This window comes from Enterococcus sp. AZ103 (assembly GCF_051714685.1).
Classification (GTDB): domain Bacteria; phylum Bacillota; class Bacilli; order Lactobacillales; family Enterococcaceae; genus Enterococcus_A; species Enterococcus_A alishanensis.
Window position 1 is genome coordinate 1,739,341 of record NZ_JBIOSI010000001.1, and the last position, 17,419, is coordinate 1,756,759.

At 36.4% G+C, this 17,419-nt stretch carries 18 protein-coding genes; 17 read left to right on the plus strand and 1 reads right to left on the minus strand.

The genetic code is table 11. The features are described 5' to 3' along the window. Positions 1-74: 74 nt before the first annotated feature. Genes folD through recN form a run of 7 tightly spaced genes read left to right on the plus strand, consistent with a single transcriptional unit; the run spans position 75 to position 6,349 of the window. Positions 75-929: a bifunctional methylenetetrahydrofolate dehydrogenase/methenyltetrahydrofolate cyclohydrolase FolD gene (gene folD, locus ID741_RS08740; RefSeq protein WP_438719745.1), complete on the plus strand. Its 855-nt coding sequence runs from the start codon at positions 75-77 to the stop codon at positions 927-929. Next, positions 930-2,264: an exodeoxyribonuclease VII large subunit gene (xseA, locus tag ID741_RS08745; protein ID WP_438719746.1), complete on the plus strand. Its 1,335-nt coding sequence runs from the start codon at positions 930-932 to the stop codon at positions 2,262-2,264. After that, complete coding sequence (locus ID741_RS08750; RefSeq protein ID WP_438719747.1) at positions 2,264-2,500, plus strand: exodeoxyribonuclease VII small subunit; 237 nt, start codon at positions 2,264-2,266, stop codon at positions 2,498-2,500. The genes xseA and ID741_RS08750 overlap by 1 nt, the downstream gene beginning before the upstream one ends. Next, a complete protein-coding gene (locus tag ID741_RS08755; protein ID WP_438719748.1) occupies positions 2,501-3,388 on the plus strand; it encodes a polyprenyl synthetase family protein in 888 nt (295 codons plus the stop codon). Beyond that, a complete protein-coding gene (locus ID741_RS08760; RefSeq protein WP_438719749.1) occupies positions 3,389-4,201 on the plus strand; it encodes a TlyA family RNA methyltransferase in 813 nt (270 codons plus the stop codon). It begins immediately after the preceding gene. A gap of 10 nt (positions 4,202-4,211) precedes the next feature. After that, entirely contained in the window at positions 4,212-4,670 is a 459-nt protein-coding gene (locus tag ID741_RS08765; protein ID WP_218324875.1) for an arginine repressor, read from the plus strand. Between the two features lie 8 nt (positions 4,671-4,678). Continuing rightward, a complete protein-coding gene (gene recN, locus ID741_RS08770) occupies positions 4,679-6,349 on the plus strand; it encodes a DNA repair protein RecN (RefSeq protein WP_438719750.1) in 1,671 nt (556 codons plus the stop codon). Positions 6,350-6,391: 42 nt separating this feature from the next. Here recN and ID741_RS08775 read toward each other — a convergent pair whose 3' ends face one another. After that, the gene (locus tag ID741_RS08775; protein ID WP_218324877.1) at positions 6,392-6,511 is read right to left on the minus strand and encodes a DUF4044 domain-containing protein; all 120 of its coding nucleotides are present in this window, start codon (positions 6,509-6,511) and stop codon (positions 6,392-6,394) included. Between the two features lie 224 nt (positions 6,512-6,735). Here ID741_RS08775 and ID741_RS08780 point away from each other — a divergent pair, with 224 nt between their 5' ends. The 10 genes from ID741_RS08780 (at position 6,736) to ftsA (ending at position 17,410) form a co-directional block, all read left to right on the plus strand. Then, positions 6,736-7,116 (plus strand): DUF3397 domain-containing protein, encoded by a 381-nt coding sequence (locus tag ID741_RS08780; protein WP_425514594.1) that lies wholly within the window; start codon positions 6,736-6,738, stop codon positions 7,114-7,116. A gap of 162 nt (positions 7,117-7,278) precedes the next feature. Then, positions 7,279-7,710: a division/cell wall cluster transcriptional repressor MraZ gene (gene mraZ, locus ID741_RS08785; RefSeq protein WP_218324879.1), complete on the plus strand. Its 432-nt coding sequence runs from the start codon at positions 7,279-7,281 to the stop codon at positions 7,708-7,710. A gap of 15 nt (positions 7,711-7,725) precedes the next feature. Further along, positions 7,726-8,679, plus strand: coding sequence for a 16S rRNA (cytosine(1402)-N(4))-methyltransferase RsmH (rsmH, locus tag ID741_RS08790; protein ID WP_438719751.1), 954 nt, complete (start codon positions 7,726-7,728; stop codon positions 8,677-8,679). A 6-nt stretch (positions 8,680-8,685) separates the two neighbouring features. Next, positions 8,686-9,060, plus strand: a complete 375-nt coding sequence (gene ftsL, locus ID741_RS08795; protein ID WP_218324881.1) for a cell division protein FtsL — start codon at positions 8,686-8,688, stop codon at positions 9,058-9,060. Then, a complete protein-coding gene (locus tag ID741_RS08800; RefSeq protein WP_218324882.1) occupies positions 9,061-11,259 on the plus strand; it encodes a penicillin-binding protein in 2,199 nt (732 codons plus the stop codon). Positions 11,260-11,275: 16 nt separating this feature from the next. Continuing rightward, complete coding sequence (gene mraY / locus ID741_RS08805; protein WP_218324883.1) at positions 11,276-12,241, plus strand: phospho-N-acetylmuramoyl-pentapeptide-transferase; 966 nt, start codon at positions 11,276-11,278, stop codon at positions 12,239-12,241. A 12-nt stretch (positions 12,242-12,253) separates the two neighbouring features. Next, positions 12,254-13,618: a UDP-N-acetylmuramoyl-L-alanine--D-glutamate ligase gene (gene murD, locus ID741_RS08810; RefSeq protein ID WP_438719752.1), complete on the plus strand. Its 1,365-nt coding sequence runs from the start codon at positions 12,254-12,256 to the stop codon at positions 13,616-13,618. 8 nt (positions 13,619-13,626) lie between these two features. Then, positions 13,627-14,718, plus strand: a complete 1,092-nt coding sequence (murG, locus tag ID741_RS08815) for an undecaprenyldiphospho-muramoylpentapeptide beta-N-acetylglucosaminyltransferase (protein ID WP_218324885.1) — start codon at positions 13,627-13,629, stop codon at positions 14,716-14,718. A 3-nt stretch (positions 14,719-14,721) separates the two neighbouring features. Beyond that, entirely contained in the window at positions 14,722-15,921 is a 1,200-nt protein-coding gene (locus tag ID741_RS08820) for a cell division protein FtsQ/DivIB (RefSeq protein WP_438719753.1), read from the plus strand. Positions 15,922-16,075: 154 nt separating this feature from the next. Continuing rightward, the gene (ftsA, locus tag ID741_RS08825; RefSeq protein WP_218324886.1) at positions 16,076-17,410 is read left to right on the plus strand and encodes a cell division protein FtsA; all 1,335 of its coding nucleotides are present in this window, start codon (positions 16,076-16,078) and stop codon (positions 17,408-17,410) included. Positions 17,411-17,419: the final 9 nt, after the last annotated feature.

Here is a 17,419-nt window from a genome sequence, read left to right on the forward strand (position 1 = left end):
TTACTGGAGCTGAGATGAGTCTTTTTTAAGAATTTATCTGAGCTCCATTGCTATAATTATGAGGAAGTGAAGGTATGTCAGTGTTAATTAACGGGAAAGAATTAGCAGATAACTTACAAGAACAAACAAAAAGAGAAGTACGTGAGCTGGAAAAACAAAAAATACGTCCAGGATTGGTTGTTTTAATTGTAGGGGACAATCCAGCAAGTCAAATTTACGTAAAAAATAAATCATTGGCAGCCGAACGAATTGGGATTTATTCAAAAGAGCAGCACTATTCAGCTGACATTACTGAAGATGAATTAATTAAAGAAATTCAAATTTTCAACCAAAACGATGATTTTCATGGGATTTTAGTTCAATTACCATTACCTGAGCATATTAATGCAGATCGAGTGTTATTAGAAATTAATCCGATTAAAGATGTTGATGGTTTCCACCCAATGAATTTAGGTCGATTATTGGCTGGGGTACCCCATACAATTCCTTGTACGCCTTATGGCATCATGAAGATGTTTGAAGCCTATAATATTGATTTAACGGGTAAACGTGCGGTTATTTTAGGACGTAGTAATATTGTCGGTAAACCAATGGGTATTTTGATGTTAGAAAAAGATGCCACAGTTACATATGCCCACTCTAAAACAAAAAATTTGATTGAGGTTTGCCGGGAGGCAGATATTTTAGTTGTAGCCATTGGGCAGGGACATTTTGTGACTAAGGAATTTATTAAACCGGGTGCGGTTGTAATTGATGTAGGCATGAATCGAAATGAGTCTGGAAAATTGATTGGTGATGTAAAATTTGACGAAGTGGAACCTTTGACAAGTTATATTACTCCTGTTCCACGAGGGGTTGGTCCAATGACAATAACGATGCTGATGCAGCAAACAGTTGAAGCTTGTCGTCGTCAGAAATTTGGTGAGTAAATGGCACAAGAATATCTAACAGTAACTGCTTTAACAAAATATATTAAACGTAAATTTGATGCTGATCCTTATTTAGAACGGGTTTATTTAACTGGGGAAATTTCCAATTTTAGAAATCGTCCCAACAGCCATCAATATTTCAGTTTGAAAGATGATCGGGCTAAGATCTCAGCTATGATGTTTAAAGGCGCTTTTCAAAAATTGAAATTTGCCCCTAAAGAAGGAATGAAGGTTTTAGTCGTTGGACGGATTGCTTTATATGAAGCAAGTGGGGCTTATCAAATCTATGTTGAACACATGGAACCAGATGGTGTGGGTGCACTATATCAAGCATTAGCAGAACTGCGAGAAAAATTAAGCAAGGAAGGCTTATTTAATTTGCCCAAAAAAACCTTGCCGCGTTTTCCTAAAAAAATTGCAGTTCTGACAAGTCCTAGTGGGGCAGTGATCCGGGATATTATTACGACTGTCAAACGACGTTATCCGATAGTACAGTTAATTTTGCTGCCAACTGTTGTACAAGGTGATCGAGCAGCTGCCGATATTGTTAAAAATATTCAGCGGGCTGAGCAGCTTGACGTAGATACCATGATTATTGGACGTGGCGGCGGCTCGATTGAGGATTTGTGGCCATTTAATGAAGAAATAGTTGCTCGAGCAATTGCAGCAAGCCCTATTCCGATTATTTCGTCAGTTGGTCATGAAACTGATACAACTATTGCCGACTTAGTAGCAGATGTTCGTGCGGCTACACCAACAGCAGCTGCTGAATTAGCAGTGCCTGTTTTAAATGAAGAGGTCTTAAAAATCAAAGATAAGCAAACTCGTTTGGAACAAGCTTTTTTAAATCAGTTAGCACGCAAGAAAGAACGTTATGATCGGTTGATGGATTCTTATATATTCCGGCAGCCAAATCGCTTATATGAAAATCAAAGCATTCAGTTAGATCGGTTAAATCAAAGCTTAAAACAGAATATGCGTAATCTTTTAAATACTTCAGAAAAGGCCTGGTTGGAGCTACATAATCAATTAGAGAAAAATACGCCTATTAATCGCGTCAATCAAAATCAGCAAAACTTGCGCTTTTTGCAACAACGTTTAAATCAATCATTTAGCCAACTGATGAATCAAAAAGAACAAGCGCTGAAAAATGCAATGGTTGCATTAGATTTACTCAGCCCTTTAAAAACAATGAGTCGTGGATTTACTTATACAACTAAGGAAAATCAATTCATTAAATCTGTCAGTCAATTAACACCTCAAGACCAAATAAAGATTCATTTTAGCGATGGAGAAGTGTTAGCAGAAATCAAGAAAATCAAGGAGGAAAAATAGTGGCGAAAGCATCAGATAAAGAAGTCAGCTTTGAAGCATCATTAGCAGAACTAGAAACAATTGTAACAAAATTAGAATCAGGTGACGTACCTTTAGAAGAGGCTCTAGCAGTTTTTCAAAGAGGGATGGTTTTAAGTAAGCAGTGCCAAGATACTTTAACAAAAGCGGAAGAAACACTGACTAAAATGATGACCGAAAATGATCGACTGGTACCTTTTGAAGGTGAGGAACAATAAATGCTGACTGATTTTTCAGAAAAAAATCTCCCTCAAGTGGAAAAAGAGATGCTCGAATACATCGAAAAGAATACATTAAGCAATTCACTAAAAGAAAGTATGAGCTATTCTGTGACAGCAGGAGGAAAAAGACTACGTCCACTAATTGTTTTAGCAGTAGCTGATGCTTTCCAGCAAAAATTAACCACTCCTTTTTATCAAGTTGCGGCGAGTTTGGAAATGGTTCACACATATTCATTGATTCATGATGATCTGCCGGCGATGGATAATGATGATTTGCGTCGCGGTAAGCCGACCAATCATAAAATTTATGGAGAAGCATTGGCAATTTTAGCCGGCGATGGTTTACTAACTCTAGCTTTCCAATTGTTAAGTGAAGTCAATTTAGCATCAATGGAAAAATTATTATTGCTACAATTGTTAACTAAAGCTAGCGGTACAAGCGGTATGGTATCTGGACAAGTGGGTGATACTGAAGCTGAAGGTAAAGTTGTTTCATTAGCAGAATTGCAACAAATTCATAGTGAAAAAACCGGAGCTCTTTTAACCTATGCCTTTATGGCTGGTGGCATTTTAGCACAGCAAACTCCAGAAGTGTTAGATATTTTACAAAGACTAGGAGAACATATTGGTTTAGCCTTTCAAATTCGAGATGATTTGTTAGATGTGATTGGAACGACTGAAGATTTAGGCAAGAATGTTCATCAAGATCAGAAACTGGCGAAAAGTACATATCCAAATCTTTTAGGCTTAAATGGTGCAAAAGAGGCTTTGAAAAATGAACTAAAAGCCGCTGAAAAAGTCATTCAAACATTAGCTAGTGAACCGGATTTTAATGGCTCTGTTTTAAATGAAATTGTTGCTTTGTTGAAACTGGAGGAAGTCTAAATGAAAAAAGAACGAGTCGATGTTTTGGCTTTTAATCAAGGACTTTTTGAAACCCGCGAAAAAGCGAAACGAGGAGTAATGGCCGGTTTAGTTTACAATCAAAACAATGAACGCTTGGATAAAGCTGGAGAAAAAATTCCAGTGGATACTCTGCTACAACTTAAGGGGCAAAAGCTACCTTATGTTTCACGGGGTGGTTTAAAGCTAGAAAAAGCTTTAAAAGTTTTTGATCTTTCGATTGCTGCAAAAATCGTTTTGGATATTGGCGCTTCAACTGGTGGATTTACTGATGTTGCCTTGCAAAATGGGGCAAGAATGAGTTATGCACTAGATGTAGGTTATAATCAGTTGGCTTGGAAAATTCGCCAAGATGAACGAGTTGAAGTGATGGAACGAGTCAATTTTCGTTATTCAAAACCAGCTGACTTTACCAAGGGACAACCAGATTTTGCAACGATTGATGTCTCATTTATTTCGTTAAAATTAATTTTACCGCCTCTTCATGAAATTATAAAAAAAGGCGGAGACGTCGTCGCATTAATTAAGCCACAGTTTGAAGCTGGAAGAGACGCAGTCGGTAAAAAAGGGATTATTAAAGATCCGAAAATTCATCTACAAGTCGTTGAAGAAATTACCAATTTTGCATTAAATGCAGGTTATGATTTAGCTGGCTTAACCTATTCACCGATTACTGGTGGAGAAGGCAATATCGAATTTTTAGCGCATTTAGTTGCAAGTGAGACAACTGGTGAGATTGCAGCAGGAATTGACTTAACTGCAGTAGTAAATGATGCGCACCAACAATTGGATTAGAGGTGAAAAAATGCGAAAAAAAGACCGCCATCAAATGATTACACAATTATTAAATGATCACGACATCAAAAAACAAGAAGACTTTGTTGCTTTGTTAAATCAAAAAGGTGTTGAGGTGACGCAAGCAACCATTTCACGTGATATTAAAGAAATGAAATTAGTAAAAGTTCCTGCGCAAAATGGTGGATATCGTTATAGTATGCCACGAAAAGCCGATGAAAATATTAACGAAAAATTGTCAGACTTATTAAAAGAGGCGATCATTCAGGTTGATCAAATGGAAAAATTTGTTCATTTAAAAACCTACCCGGGAAACGCTTCAGCAGTAGCTAATTTATTGGAACGTCAATTCAGCAATGAGTTATTTGCTATTTTAGATGATGATGATAGTGTTTTGATGATTATGCGTACCGAGGCGTATGCCAATAAAATTCAGCAGGATATCACTATTCGAATTCAAAGAAATTAGGTGAAAAAATGTTACAAGAATTAACAATTGAAAATTTTGCCATCATTTCTAAACTCCACTTACCATTTTCAAAAGGAATGACCGCTTTAACTGGAGAAACTGGAGCCGGGAAATCCATTATTATTGATGCGGTAAGTTTATTGGCTGGCGCACGTTCTTCGATTGAGTTTATTCGTCAAGGTGCTGAGAAATGCCTGTTGGAAGGACTATTTGATGTGCCTGAGCAACCAGAGTTTATAAGTGTGGTTGATGAGTTGGGCATTGAAGTTTCAGACAATCAGTTAATTATTCAACGTGATTTGAATATTTCTGGAAAAAGTGTCTGTCGGGTAAATGGCCGAATTGTTACTTTAGCTAATTTACGTCGGATTGGCCACTTTTTAGTGGATATCCAAGGGCAAAATGATCACCAAGAATTGATGAATCCAGAAGCCCATCTGAAATTGCTAGATGGTTTTGGTTTGGAAAAATTTCAAAGTAAAAAAAGAACCTATGAAGAAAAATATCAAGCGTATAAAACTTTGGCCAACCAAGTTAATAAATACAAAAAAAATGAGCAATCCTTTGCTCAGAGAATTGACATGTTAACCTTTCAACAAGAAGAAATTGGGCAAGCAGAATTAACGGTCGGAGAAGAAGAACGATTAGTTGAAGAGCGAGATAAATTGATGAACTACCAAAAAATTGTTGATAGTTTAAAAAATGGTTATCAAACATTATCAAATGAAGATTTTTCTGCAATTGATGCTGTTGGTGCAGCTAGTTCTGAAATTTTGAGTATTGCAAATTTGGATAGGGAATTCCAAACAATATCGGATAATATGCATTCGGCTTTATACTTATTGCAAGAAGCAGCTAGTGAAATTGGTCGGCAATTAGATAGTTTAGAATTGGATGAAGAACGTTTGGAGCTAGTCAATGAGCGTTTGGAATTAATTCATCAATTAAAACGTAAATACGGAGAATCGATTGAAGATGTTTTAACTTATTACCAAAAAATTAGTCAAGAATTATTGGATTCAGATTTTTCAGGTAATAAGTTAGAAGATTTAGAAAAAGAATTGGCTAAACAAGAACTGGCTTTATTAAAACAAGCAGAAGAGCTTAGTCAATTAAGAAAAAAAATGGCTGAACAATTGGAAACGGAGATTCAACAGGAATTACAGCAATTGTATATGGAAAATGCTCGATTTAGTGTAGTTTTCTCAACCATCGATTTTCAACAAACTGGTATTGATGCCGTTGAGTTTTACATTACAACTAATTTAGGAGAACCACTAAAGCCTTTAGTAAAAGTTGCATCTGGTGGGGAAATTTCTCGAATTATGTTAGCTTTAAAAACGATCTTCTCAAAAACGCAAGGCTTAACTAGTATTGTATTTGATGAAGTTGATACCGGCGTTTCTGGACGAGTAGGACAAGCTATCGCCGATAAAATTTATCAAATTGGAGAAAATTCGCAAGTACTCTGTATTACTCATCTACCACAAGTGGCTGCACGTGCGGATCAACAATTATTTATTGTAAAAGAAGTTTCTGATGGTCGGACCATTACAAAAGTCGGAGAATTAACAGAGTCTGAAAGAATTGATGAGATTGCTCGAATGTTAGCTGGAACGGAGATTACTGAGTTAGCTTTAGAACATGCGAGAGAATTGTTACAATTAGCAAAAAAATAAAAAAATGGACTGAAAGTCTCTGGAGATTTTCAGTCCATTTTTTTAATTCATTACACTAATTAAACTTCCTAAAACAAGTGAGCCGATCGTGAAGATCAACATCGTCCACACGACAATCTTTGTCACTTTAGAAAATGTACTGGTGGGTTTCTTTGCGTTCACCGTTGTCACCATCCTTATAGTATCTCAACAACATCATACTTGATTATTTTTCAAGATGCAATCGCTCATTTTTGAATAAAACGAATAATAAGAAAATTTTATCCTTTTCAAAGCAAAAAAGGTTTGTTAAATGTTCTTTAAACTAGTATATTTTTATAGAGATGAAACAAATTTGTAATAATTTTAAAGTATAGTGTCAAAGGATGATACTTTTTATAGAAAGGATGTCGTTTGTGAATTCATTTTCACCTATGCTACTTTTGTGGTATATTTTTCCAGTTATTGTTTTTTTTGCTTCGAATTATCTTTATACGACGTTACATTTAAGGGATCGTTTTAATATAAGAATTCCAGATATTACTGTTCCTTTTTTAATTATTGGGATGCACGAAATATCTAAACTGACTTATGGATTATCGATCTTACCATATATTTTATTAACGATTTTATGTATAGGTATTGCGGTGGTGATTTTTCAAGCAATTCGCTATCGAGAAATTTTGTATCGTCGCTTTTTTAAAATGTTTTGGCGCTTAGCATTTTTGGTTTCTTTTTTGATGTATTTTGTGGTGATTATCGCCAGTATCGTTAGTTTTTTTATCTAAAAAGTTTTTAAGAAAACTTTTTATTTTAACTGTTTTTACCTTAACACCAGTTTGGTTAGAAAAGATCAGACAAGTAGAAGTTGATATTTTAGAAAATGTGGTAGATTGTGGGGGATTGTGGTAGACTAAATTCAGATAGTGGGAGATAGAGGAGGAATCCTGATGTTTATGGGGGAATTCCAACACAATATAGATGCTAAAGGACGATTAATTGTCCCTTCAAAACTTCGTGAGCAACTGGGAGAAAAGTTTGTTGTGACTCGGGGAATGGACGGATGTTTATTTGGCTATCCTCTGGCTGAGTGGTCTCAATTAGAAGAAAAATTATCTTCTATGCCGTTATCTAAAAAAGATACACGCTCGTTTGTTCGGTTTTTTTATTCCGCTGCTACCGAGTGTGAAATCGATAAACAAGGTCGGATAAATATTCCTACCACTTTAAGAGATCATGCAGAACTTGTAAAAGCCTGTGTGGTTATTGGTGTCGCTAACCGAATAGAAATTTGGAGCGAAGAGAAATGGCGGGAATTTACCGCTGAAACTGAAGAAAATTTTGATGAAATAGCTGAAACAATGATTGATTTTGGTTTTTAGAAAAGAGGCGCGACCATGACAAAATTTCAACATACGACTGTTTTACTACATGAAACAGTGGATGGTTTGGAAATTAAACCAGATGGTATATATGTTGATTGTACTTTGGGAGGCGCTGGACATAGCGAGTACTTGCTAGGCCAACTAGGTCATCAAGGACATTTATACGCTTTTGACCAAGACCAAATTGCAATTGACCATGCAAAGGGTTATTTAGCAAAATACGTTGAGAAAAATCAAGTAACATTTATTAAAGCAAACTTTCGAAATATAATGGAAGAATTAAATAATATCGGTATTATGAAAGTTGACGGCATCTTATATGATTTAGGTGTTTCGTCTCCACAATTAGATGAAGCAGTACGTGGTTTCAGCTATCATCAAGATGCACCTTTAGACATGCGGATGGATCAATCTGCTAGCCTTAGTGCTTATAATGTTGTGAATGAATATTCTTTTCAAGAATTAACAAAAATCTTCTATCGTTACGGGGAAGAAAAATTTTCAAAACAAATTGCTCGATTGATAGAAAAAAAACGAGCGGACGCACCGATTGAAACAACCGGTGAATTAGTTGAGATTATTAAAGAAGCTATTCCAGCGCCAGCTAGAAGAAAAGGCGGTCACCCAGCAAAAAGAGTCTTCCAAGCGATTCGCATTGCAGTGAACGACGAACTAGGGGCTATTGAAGACTCTTTAGAGCAAGCAGTTCAATTAATTAAAGTCAGTGGAAGAGTGAGTGTCATTACTTTTCACTCATTAGAAGATCGAATTGTAAAATCCATCTTCAAAGAATACAGTTCACCTAAAGACTTGCCACCTGGATTGCCAATTGTACCAGATGAATTTCAACCGATATTAAAACTAGTAAATAAAAAACCAATCATCGCATCTGATGAAGAATTAACTGATAATAATCGTGCCAGAAGTGCGAAATTACGGATTGCGGAGAGAATGAGGGAAGGATAAAAGAGGATGGCTGAACCAAAAAAAGCTGAACAACCATTGATTGATAATCTTGAACAAACCAATCAAACACCAGATTCTTTTAAGGTCTTTGTCTCCCCTCTTGATCGTTTAAAAAGAACTAGCCGTTTTGAAAAAATAGCGGCAGTAGGTTTAATTACTTTATTAATCGTTCTTTCTATTGTAATGGTCAATTTAAGAAATGATATCAGCAAGATTCAAAATGATATTACTGAAACGCAAACGGAAATTGACAGCAAACAAAAAACTGCAAACCAATTGGAACAAGAAAAAAATGAACTCTCAAAATCTGATCGTTTAAAGAAAGCTGCTGAAGATGCAGGTTTAACTATTAATGACGATAATTTAAGGAAAGTGAAATAAATGAGCTTTAAACAATTAAAGCGCAAGATCCGCAAAAAGAATTTAACGCCAATGAACAACCGCAAGAAAGTAGGCATTATCTTATTTGCTACGAGTATTGTGTTGTTCTTTTTATTTGCCGTGCGATTGATCTATGTCGTGGCTGGTGGACATGTTGCTGGAACTTCGCTTGAAGAAAAAACCAACGAATTATATAACGGTGAAGAAACTGTGAAAGCAAAACGAGGAACGATTTATGACCGAAATGGTGTGGCGATTGCAGAAGATGCCACATCTTATTCTGTTTATGCGGTTCTTTCTGAAAGCTATGTTTCTAACAATAAAAAGCTTTACGCTCAAGAAAAGAATTTTAACAAATTAGCAACTATCTTACATAATAACTTGGATATAAAAAAGAAAACGGCTGTGGACACACTAGAAAGTGGAATGAACAGTGATGGTTCCAGCAAGTATTACCAAGTTGAATTTGGTTCTAAAGGAAAAAATATTTCAGAAGAACAGAAACAAAATATTGAAGATGCAATGAAAAAAGCTAAAGTCAAAGGCTTGTACTTTTCTGAACATACAGATCGGATGTATCCTAATGGTTCTTTTGCTTCTTATTTTGTTGGCTATGCTTCAACAAATAAAAATGAAAAACTGGTTGGACGTATGGGATTAGAATCTGCTTATAACGATGTCTTAAGTGGAACTGATGGAAAAATCGTCTACGAAAAAGACAGTGCTCAAAGAGCAATTCCTGGTACAGTGGCTGATAAAAAAGAAGCAATTAATGGAGAAGATATTTATACGACGCTGGATGCTGGTTTACAAAGCTATTTAGAAACTTTAATGGATAAAGTCGATAGTGAAACGAATCCGTCTGAAATGTCAGCGATGTTGATGCAAGCAAAAACGGGAGATATCCTGGCGATGTCACAACGACCAACTTTCAATCCAGAAACAAAAGAAGGCTTAGATGACGAAGGAGCATGGCGAAACTTTTTAGTTCAAGATAATTTTGAACCAGGTTCTACCATGAAAATCTTTACTACGGCTGCAGCAGTCAACGAAGGGATTTTTGATCCTGATGAAACCTACACTTCAGGAAAGATTACTATTGGAGATACAACCATCAATGATCACGATTTTGGTGCCAAAGGTGTTTTAACTATGAGACAAGCTTTGTCTTGGTCAAGTAATGTCGGAATGGTTATGCAAGAGCAACGATTAGGAAGTACTTGGATTGATTATCTGAAACAATTTGGCTTTGGTCGTAGTACCTATTCAGGTTTACCAGGTGAAGTCTCAGGCTCTTTACCAACAAGTAATGTGGTCGATCGTGCCATGAGCTCATATGGACAAGCGATTGGCGTAACGAACTTTCAAATGATGCGCGGTTTTACAGCCATTGCAAATGATGGTAAAATGTTACAGCCTCACTACATTTCAAAAGTAGTGAATCCAAATAACAATACAGAAGTAACAACTGAACCAGAAGTAGTTGGGGAACCAATTACTGCAGAAACTGCTCAAACTGTCAGAACATATATGCGAGATGTAATTGAGAGTGAAAATTATGGTTCAGCCTATGGACAATATGAAGTGGGCGATTATAATATTTCTGGTAAAACTGGTACAGCACAAATCGCTGGTAGCAATGGCTATTTAACAGGTACAACGAATTATATTTATTCTATTGCTTTAATGTTGCCTTCTGAGGACCCTGAATACATTTTATATTTAACTATTAAACAACCAGAAAGTTATCCAGCTGATACATTGGGTCAAATAGCAAATCCATTATTAACAAGAGCAATGGATTTCGAGTCAACTGAAAGTTCAGAAACAACTGATGAAAGTGGAAATGAAAGTTCAAAAATAGCGGTTAAGGATTATCGGAATGTTGATCGTGATACAGCTGCTAGTGATGTAAACAAAGCTGGCTTAACAGCAGTAGTGGTTGGAACAGGAGATACGATTAAAAAACAATCTGCTAAAGCTGGAACCAAAATGATGTCAAATGGGCGCTTAATTTTAGCGACGAATGGAAAATTAACCATGCCAGACATTCGTGGATGGTCCAAATCAGATGTGAATAAGCTAGCCAATATTTTAGATATTGATGTAACCTTCAATGGTGAAGGTACCGTAACCAAGCAAAACATTGATCCTTATGAAACAATTGGAAAGAAAAAATTAAGAGTTACTTTAGGATAAGACGGGAGAGAAAAGAATGGATGCCCCACGTTTGTTTATAGTTTTTGTCAGTAGTTTTGCGATTACTGTCGCATGGATGCCCTTGTTGATTGGATATTTTAGAATGAAAAAACAAGGTCAAGAAATCCGTGAAGAAGGCCCTAAATGGCACAATACTAAAGCTGGTACACCTACAATGGGTGGTTTAGGATTTCTGACAGCTGCAGTCATTACTGGCGTGTGGGTGGGGATTTGGCAGGGGATGTTTTCTTCAGCCAATCTCTTCATTCTGTTGTTTGTTTTGTTAGTCTATGGAATCATTGGATTTTTAGATGATTATCTTAAATTAGTTAGAAAACAAAATGAAGGATTAACATCTCGTCAAAAATTTATTGGTCAAGTTGTTGGTGCATTAGTTTTTTACATCGTATATTTGATGGAAGGCTATCCTAATGTATTAAACTTATTTGGGATACAAGTTCCATTAAGTTTATTCTATGGCTTGTTTGTCATTATTTGGCTAGTAGGTTTTTCTAATGCTGTGAATTTAACTGACGGTATCGATGGGCTTGTTTCAGGTCTAGGAACTATTTCCTTTGCTACGTATGCATTAATTGCCTGGAAGCAACAGCAGTATGAAGTATTAGTGATGTGTTTAAGTGTGATTGGTGGATTGGTTGGTTTCTTTCCTTATAATAAAAAACCAGCAAAAATCTTTATGGGAGATGTTGGTTCACTAGCTTTAGGTGGGTTATTAGCGGCAATTTCTATTATGCTCCATCAAGAATGGACACTCTTATTCGTAGGAATCATCTATGTTTTTGAGACGGCTAGTGTAATGTTACAAGTGACCTCTTTTAAATTAACCGGGAAACGAATATTTAAAATGTCCCCTTTGCACCATCATTTTGAGATGAGTGGTTGGTCAGAATGGAAAATTGATACTATTTTTTGGATTATCCAATTCATTGCTGCCGCTATCGTATTAGCAATCGTATTGTAGGAGAGGATTAGCATGAAAGAAATTACCAACTATCAAAATCAAAAAGTATTGGTTTTAGGATTAGCTAAAAGTGGACTTAGTGCGGCCAAGTTGTTACATCACTTGGGCGCGCTTGTTACTGTAAATGATGGTAAGCCATTTGAAAGTAATCCGGCTGCGCAAGAATTATTGGAAAATGGCATTCGAGTAATTACAGGTAGCCACCCAATTGAACTGTTGGATGAAGATTTTGCGTTGATGGTCAAAAATCCAGGGATACCTTATAGTAATCCGTTAGTTGAAAAAGCCCAGAGTTTGAATATTCCGATTGTGACTGAAGTTGAATTGGCTTATCAAATTTCGGAGGCTCCAATTATTGGCGTTACTGGTACAAATGGTAAGACAACAACTACTACTATGATTGGTCTATTGTTAAATCAAGATCGAAATAAAGGTAAAGCTTACCTGGCAGGGAATATTGGTTTCCCGGCAAGTGAGGTAGCCCAAAAAGTAGTTGCAAACGATGATATGGTAGTGGAATTATCTAGTTTCCAATTAATGGGGACCCAAGAGTTTAAACCGCACATTGCTGTGATTACAAATATCTATGAAGCTCATTTGGATTATCACGGTACTCGTGAAGAGTACGTTGAAGCAAAATGGAAAATTCAACAGAATATGGGCAGTGAGGACTATCTAGTCATTAATTGGCATACTGAAGAGTTACGCCAGTTGGCTTCAACTACTCAAGCATCGGTTATTCCTTTTTCCGTTGAAGAAAAACTAGAAAATGGCGCTTATTTTGAGGATGGTAAACTATTCTTTTTAGATGAAGAAATTATGTCGGCTGATGAATTAGGTGTACCGGGCCTACACAATATTGAAAATGCTTTGGCTGCAATAGCAGTGGCAAAAATAAAAGGTGTATCAACAGTCAGCATCCAGCAAGCATTAAGTCATTTTAATGGCGTTCCTCACCGCACGCAGTTTGTTGGGAATATTGCTGGTAGAAAATTTTATAATGATTCGAAAGCAACCAATATTTTAGCGACAGAGATGGCATTAAGTGGTTTTGAAAATCAAAAAGTTGTTTTACTTGCTGGTGGGCTAGATCGCGGTAATAGCTTTGATGAATTAGTTCCAGCATTAAGCAATTTAAAAGCAGTTGTATTATTTGGCGAAACCAAAGACAAATTGGCTGAAGCAGCTAAAAAAGCAAATGTTAAGACAATTATTTTGACGGATAATGTTGAGACTGCAGTTCCACTTGCTTTTGCTGAAAGTTCGGAAGATGATAATATTTTATTGTCACCAGCAAATGCTAGTTGGGACCAATACTCAAGTTTTGAAATTCGTGGCGATAAATTTATGCAGGCTGTCAAACAGTTAGAAAAGTAGGGAAATATATGAGAATACTTGTTACTGGCGGAGGAACTGGTGGTCATATTTATCCGGCCCTGGCCTTTATCAGATACGTTCAAAAGATCCAACCGAATTCTGAATTTTTATATGTCGGTACGCATCAAGGATTGGAAAATAAAATAGTCCCTGAGACAGGGATTTCCTTTAAAACAATTAAAATTCAGGGATTCAAGCGTAGCTTATCGAAGGAGAATTTTAAGACGATCCGTTTGTTTATTGAAAGTATCAAACGATCGAAGGAGATCATTCGCGATTTCCGACCGGACGTAGTAATTGGTACTGGCGGATACGTTTCAGGCTCTGTTGTTTATGCTGCAGCGAGGATGAAAATTCCAACAATTGTGCATGAACAAAATAGTGTACCTGGTATGACAAACAAATTTTTGAGTCGTTTTGCTGATAAAATTGGGATTAGTTTTCCCGACGCAGCCCAGTATTTCCCAAAAGATAAAACAGTCTTAGTAGGAAATCCCCGCGCTCAAGAAGTTGCAACTAGTGGAAAGTCAGAGGCTTTGTCACAGTATGGTTTAATTAGTGACCAACCGACGGTATTAGTATTTGGAGGTAGTCAAGGCGCCCTTAAAATTAATCAAGCAATGATTAGTGCTTTACCGCAATTCGCTACGAAAAATTATCAAGTATTGTATGCATCAGGTGACCGCTATTTCGAAGAATTAAGTGAAAAATTTGATCTTAAAACTTTAAACAAGAATGTTTCTTTACAACCTTATATTAAGAACATGACAGATGTGATGGCGAATGTCGATTTGTTAGTGGGAAGAGCAGGTGCGACATCAATTGCTGAGTTTACAGCTTTGGGATTGCCAGCAATTTTAATTCCAAGTCCTTATGTTACAAACGATCATCAAACAAAGAATGCACAAAGTTTAGTGAACGTGGGCGCAGTGAAAATGATCACAGATTCTGAGTTAACTGGCGCCAGTTTATTAACATCAATTGATGAAATCATGGACAATCCAGAAATTAAGAAAAATATGGCAGCTGCCTCTCGAAAAGAAGGTATTCCCGATGCAGCCGAAAGACTATGGCGTTTGGTAAATGAAATCGTAAGATAGGAGGTGAGTATCATCAGTCGAAAGAAAAAAAATGAACAAGAAAATTCTACTGAAGAAGTGAACCCTGAGGAATCTGTGGAAGAAGAAATTAAGACACCCCAATATCCACCTCTGACTCCTTGGCAACAAGCCAATTTAGAATATCTAAAACAAAAAGCGATAGAAGATGGCGTTCCTTTCGTAGATCCTTATGCTATTAAAGAAGAGGAAAATACAGAAGAGGATGAGGCAACAACAGAAACAGAAGAGGATTCTAAAGATTTAGAAGCGGCTGATGATACAACAACTTCAACCGATGATGAACCAGAGGCCACTGATACAGAAATAGTAGACGAAGAACAAGAATCTGATAATGATCAAGATGTCGAAGAAGAAATCCTTGAAAAAGGTCCAGCTAATGGTTCATTTCTAGATCGTTTACCTAATCTTAAACAAATGCGACAGTCTAGATTATATCGTCGTTCTACTCTATTGATCACGATTTTTATGATACCAACTCTCTTTTTATTATATTATATTTCACCACTGAGTTCACTTTCAGGGATTAGTGTGACAGGAAATGAACACATTCCGTCTGAAAAAGTCTTAAGCGACATGAATTTTTCAGTCGGTCAAAATTTGTGGAACCAGTTTTTTAATCGAGATCAATACATAAAACGGTTAAAAAACAACGAAGAGCGAGTACAAAGTGCGAGCGTTTCTTTTAATGGTGTCAATCATTTTAAGGTTCAAGTAAAAGAATTTGAAGAGGTTGCTTACTTAGAAAGAGACAGTCAGTATTTTCCAATCATCAGCAATGGAAAAATTATCGATGATGCTAATGCAAGGGCAGCAGATACCCTCCCTATTTTGAAAAACTTTAAAAGTTCCAAAAGAATTTTAAAAGTGTTAAAACAATATGATGAATTAAACGCTGAGGTTCGAACAGGAATATCGCAAATTGATTACGCACCAAAAAAAGACAATAGTCAATTGTTAGAAATTTACATGAATGACGGCAATAAAGTCATGGTAAATATTCCTCAGATGCAAAATCGGATGCAATACTATCCTCAAATTGCCTCAGATATGGCTGAAGCAGGTATTACAGGAATTGTTGATATGGAAGCTGGGGTTTACGCTTATGCGCCATCAGAGTCCTCAGATGAAAATCCAACTGGAACAACAACGACTGAATCTGCAAATTCAATGGAAAATGAATAAAAATTTCATCAAAATGGTGGAATCTTCTTTTTCATTCCTCTAAAAGTATGTTAAAATTGGTGGCAGTGAATATATTTTCAAATTAGGCGTAGTTTGTCTAAATAAATACTCGAAATTAATAGATGAAAAAATTAAATAGGAGGGAATCCCATTCATGGCAAAAGCAGGAATGTATGTAGGCCTTGATATCGGGACGACATCTGTCAAAGTTGTTGTTGCCGAATACATCGACAGCCAAATGAATATCATTGGTGTAGGAAATGCAAAATCAGAGGGAATTAGTCGTGGAATCATTGTGGATATTGATAAAACAGTCCGCGCAATCCAACGAGCAGTAAAACAGGCCGAGGAAAAAGCCGGGATTCAAATTAAAAGTGTAAGTGTAGGATTACCTGCCAATCTTTTGGAAGTAGAACCTTGCCAAGGGATGATTGCTGTTAATAATGAATCTAAAGAAATCTCAGATGAAGATGTTAGAAATGTTGCGTCAGCTGCGATGGTTCGTTCAATTCCACCGGAAAGACAGATTGTTGCATTGTTACCGCAAGAATTCACAGTAGATGGTTTTGAAGGCATCAAAGATCCTCGAGGGATGATTGGTGTACGTCTGGAAATGTTTGGTTTAGTTTTCACTGGACCAAAAACGATTATTCATAATATAAAAAAATGTGTCGAAAAAGCTGGTTTAATTGTTGCTGAAACGGTTATCACTGCATTAGCTTTAACAGAATCTATTTTATCTGATGGTGAAAAAGATTTTGGTACAATTGTTATCGACATGGGCGGCGGTCAAACAACAACTGCTGTCATGCATGACAAACAACTTAAATATACCCATGTTGATCAAGAAGGTGGCGAATTTGTCACTAAGGATGTTTCTATTGTTTTAAATACATCCTTTAATAATGCCGAAGCATTAAAAATTAATTATGGTGATGCTTACCCAGGTCGCACATCTGAAGACGAAGAATTTCCAGTTGATGTGATTGGCAAAACAGAACCGATCAAAGTTGATGAACGTTACTTATCTGAAGTAATCGAAGCACGAGTGGAACAAATTTTCCGCAAAGCTAAAGATGCATTAGATGAGATTGAAGCATTAGAGTTACCTGGAGGAATTATTCTAACTGGTGGCGCTGCTAGTCTTCCTGGCATTGTCGATTTGGCTGAAGATATTTTTGGTACGAGTGTAAAATTACATGTACCTAATCAAATGGGCTTAAGAAATCCAGTCTTCACAAATGTAATTAGTATTGTAAATTATTCGGCTGAGTTAAATGATGTTTATCATTTAGCAAAACTAGCTGTGACAGGTGAAAGAGTAAATGTAGCACCCCAACAAGTAACTACTGTTGCTGCTCAAGCACCGGTTTACGATGATTATGAAGTAGCTGATGAGTACCCAGAAGAACCAAAACAACCCAAAAAGAAAAACGATGAAAAAGTGACCGGGAAGATCAAAGATTTCTTCTCAAATATCTTTGATTAATTCGTAGGA

Bases quoted from the DNA above. Each gene is read 5' to 3' on its own strand.
- folD (WP_438719745.1), top strand. From the start codon at position 75: ATGTCAGTGTTAATTAACGGGAAAGAATTAGCAGATAACTTACAAGAA.
- xseA (WP_438719746.1), top strand. From the start codon at position 930: ATGGCACAAGAATATCTAACAGTAACTGCTTTAACAAAATATATTAAA.
- ID741_RS08755 (WP_438719748.1), top strand. From the start codon at position 2,501: ATGCTGACTGATTTTTCAGAAAAAAATCTCCCTCAAGTGGAAAAAGAG.
- ID741_RS08760 (WP_438719749.1), top strand. From the start codon at position 3,389: ATGAAAAAAGAACGAGTCGATGTTTTGGCTTTTAATCAAGGACTTTTT.
- ID741_RS08765 (WP_218324875.1), top strand. From the start codon at position 4,212: ATGCGAAAAAAAGACCGCCATCAAATGATTACACAATTATTAAATGAT.
- recN (WP_438719750.1), top strand. From the start codon at position 4,679: ATGTTACAAGAATTAACAATTGAAAATTTTGCCATCATTTCTAAACTC.
- ID741_RS08780 (WP_425514594.1), top strand. From the start codon at position 6,736: ATGTCGTTTGTGAATTCATTTTCACCTATGCTACTTTTGTGGTATATT.
- mraZ (WP_218324879.1), top strand. From the start codon at position 7,279: ATGTTTATGGGGGAATTCCAACACAATATAGATGCTAAAGGACGATTA.
- rsmH (WP_438719751.1), top strand. From the start codon at position 7,726: ATGACAAAATTTCAACATACGACTGTTTTACTACATGAAACAGTGGAT.
- ftsL (WP_218324881.1), top strand. From the start codon at position 8,686: ATGGCTGAACCAAAAAAAGCTGAACAACCATTGATTGATAATCTTGAA.
- ID741_RS08800 (WP_218324882.1), top strand. From the start codon at position 9,061: ATGAGCTTTAAACAATTAAAGCGCAAGATCCGCAAAAAGAATTTAACG.
- mraY (WP_218324883.1), top strand. From the start codon at position 11,276: ATGGATGCCCCACGTTTGTTTATAGTTTTTGTCAGTAGTTTTGCGATT.
- murD (WP_438719752.1), top strand. From the start codon at position 12,254: ATGAAAGAAATTACCAACTATCAAAATCAAAAAGTATTGGTTTTAGGA.
- murG (WP_218324885.1), top strand. From the start codon at position 13,627: ATGAGAATACTTGTTACTGGCGGAGGAACTGGTGGTCATATTTATCCG.
- ftsA (WP_218324886.1), top strand. From the start codon at position 16,076: ATGGCAAAAGCAGGAATGTATGTAGGCCTTGATATCGGGACGACATCT.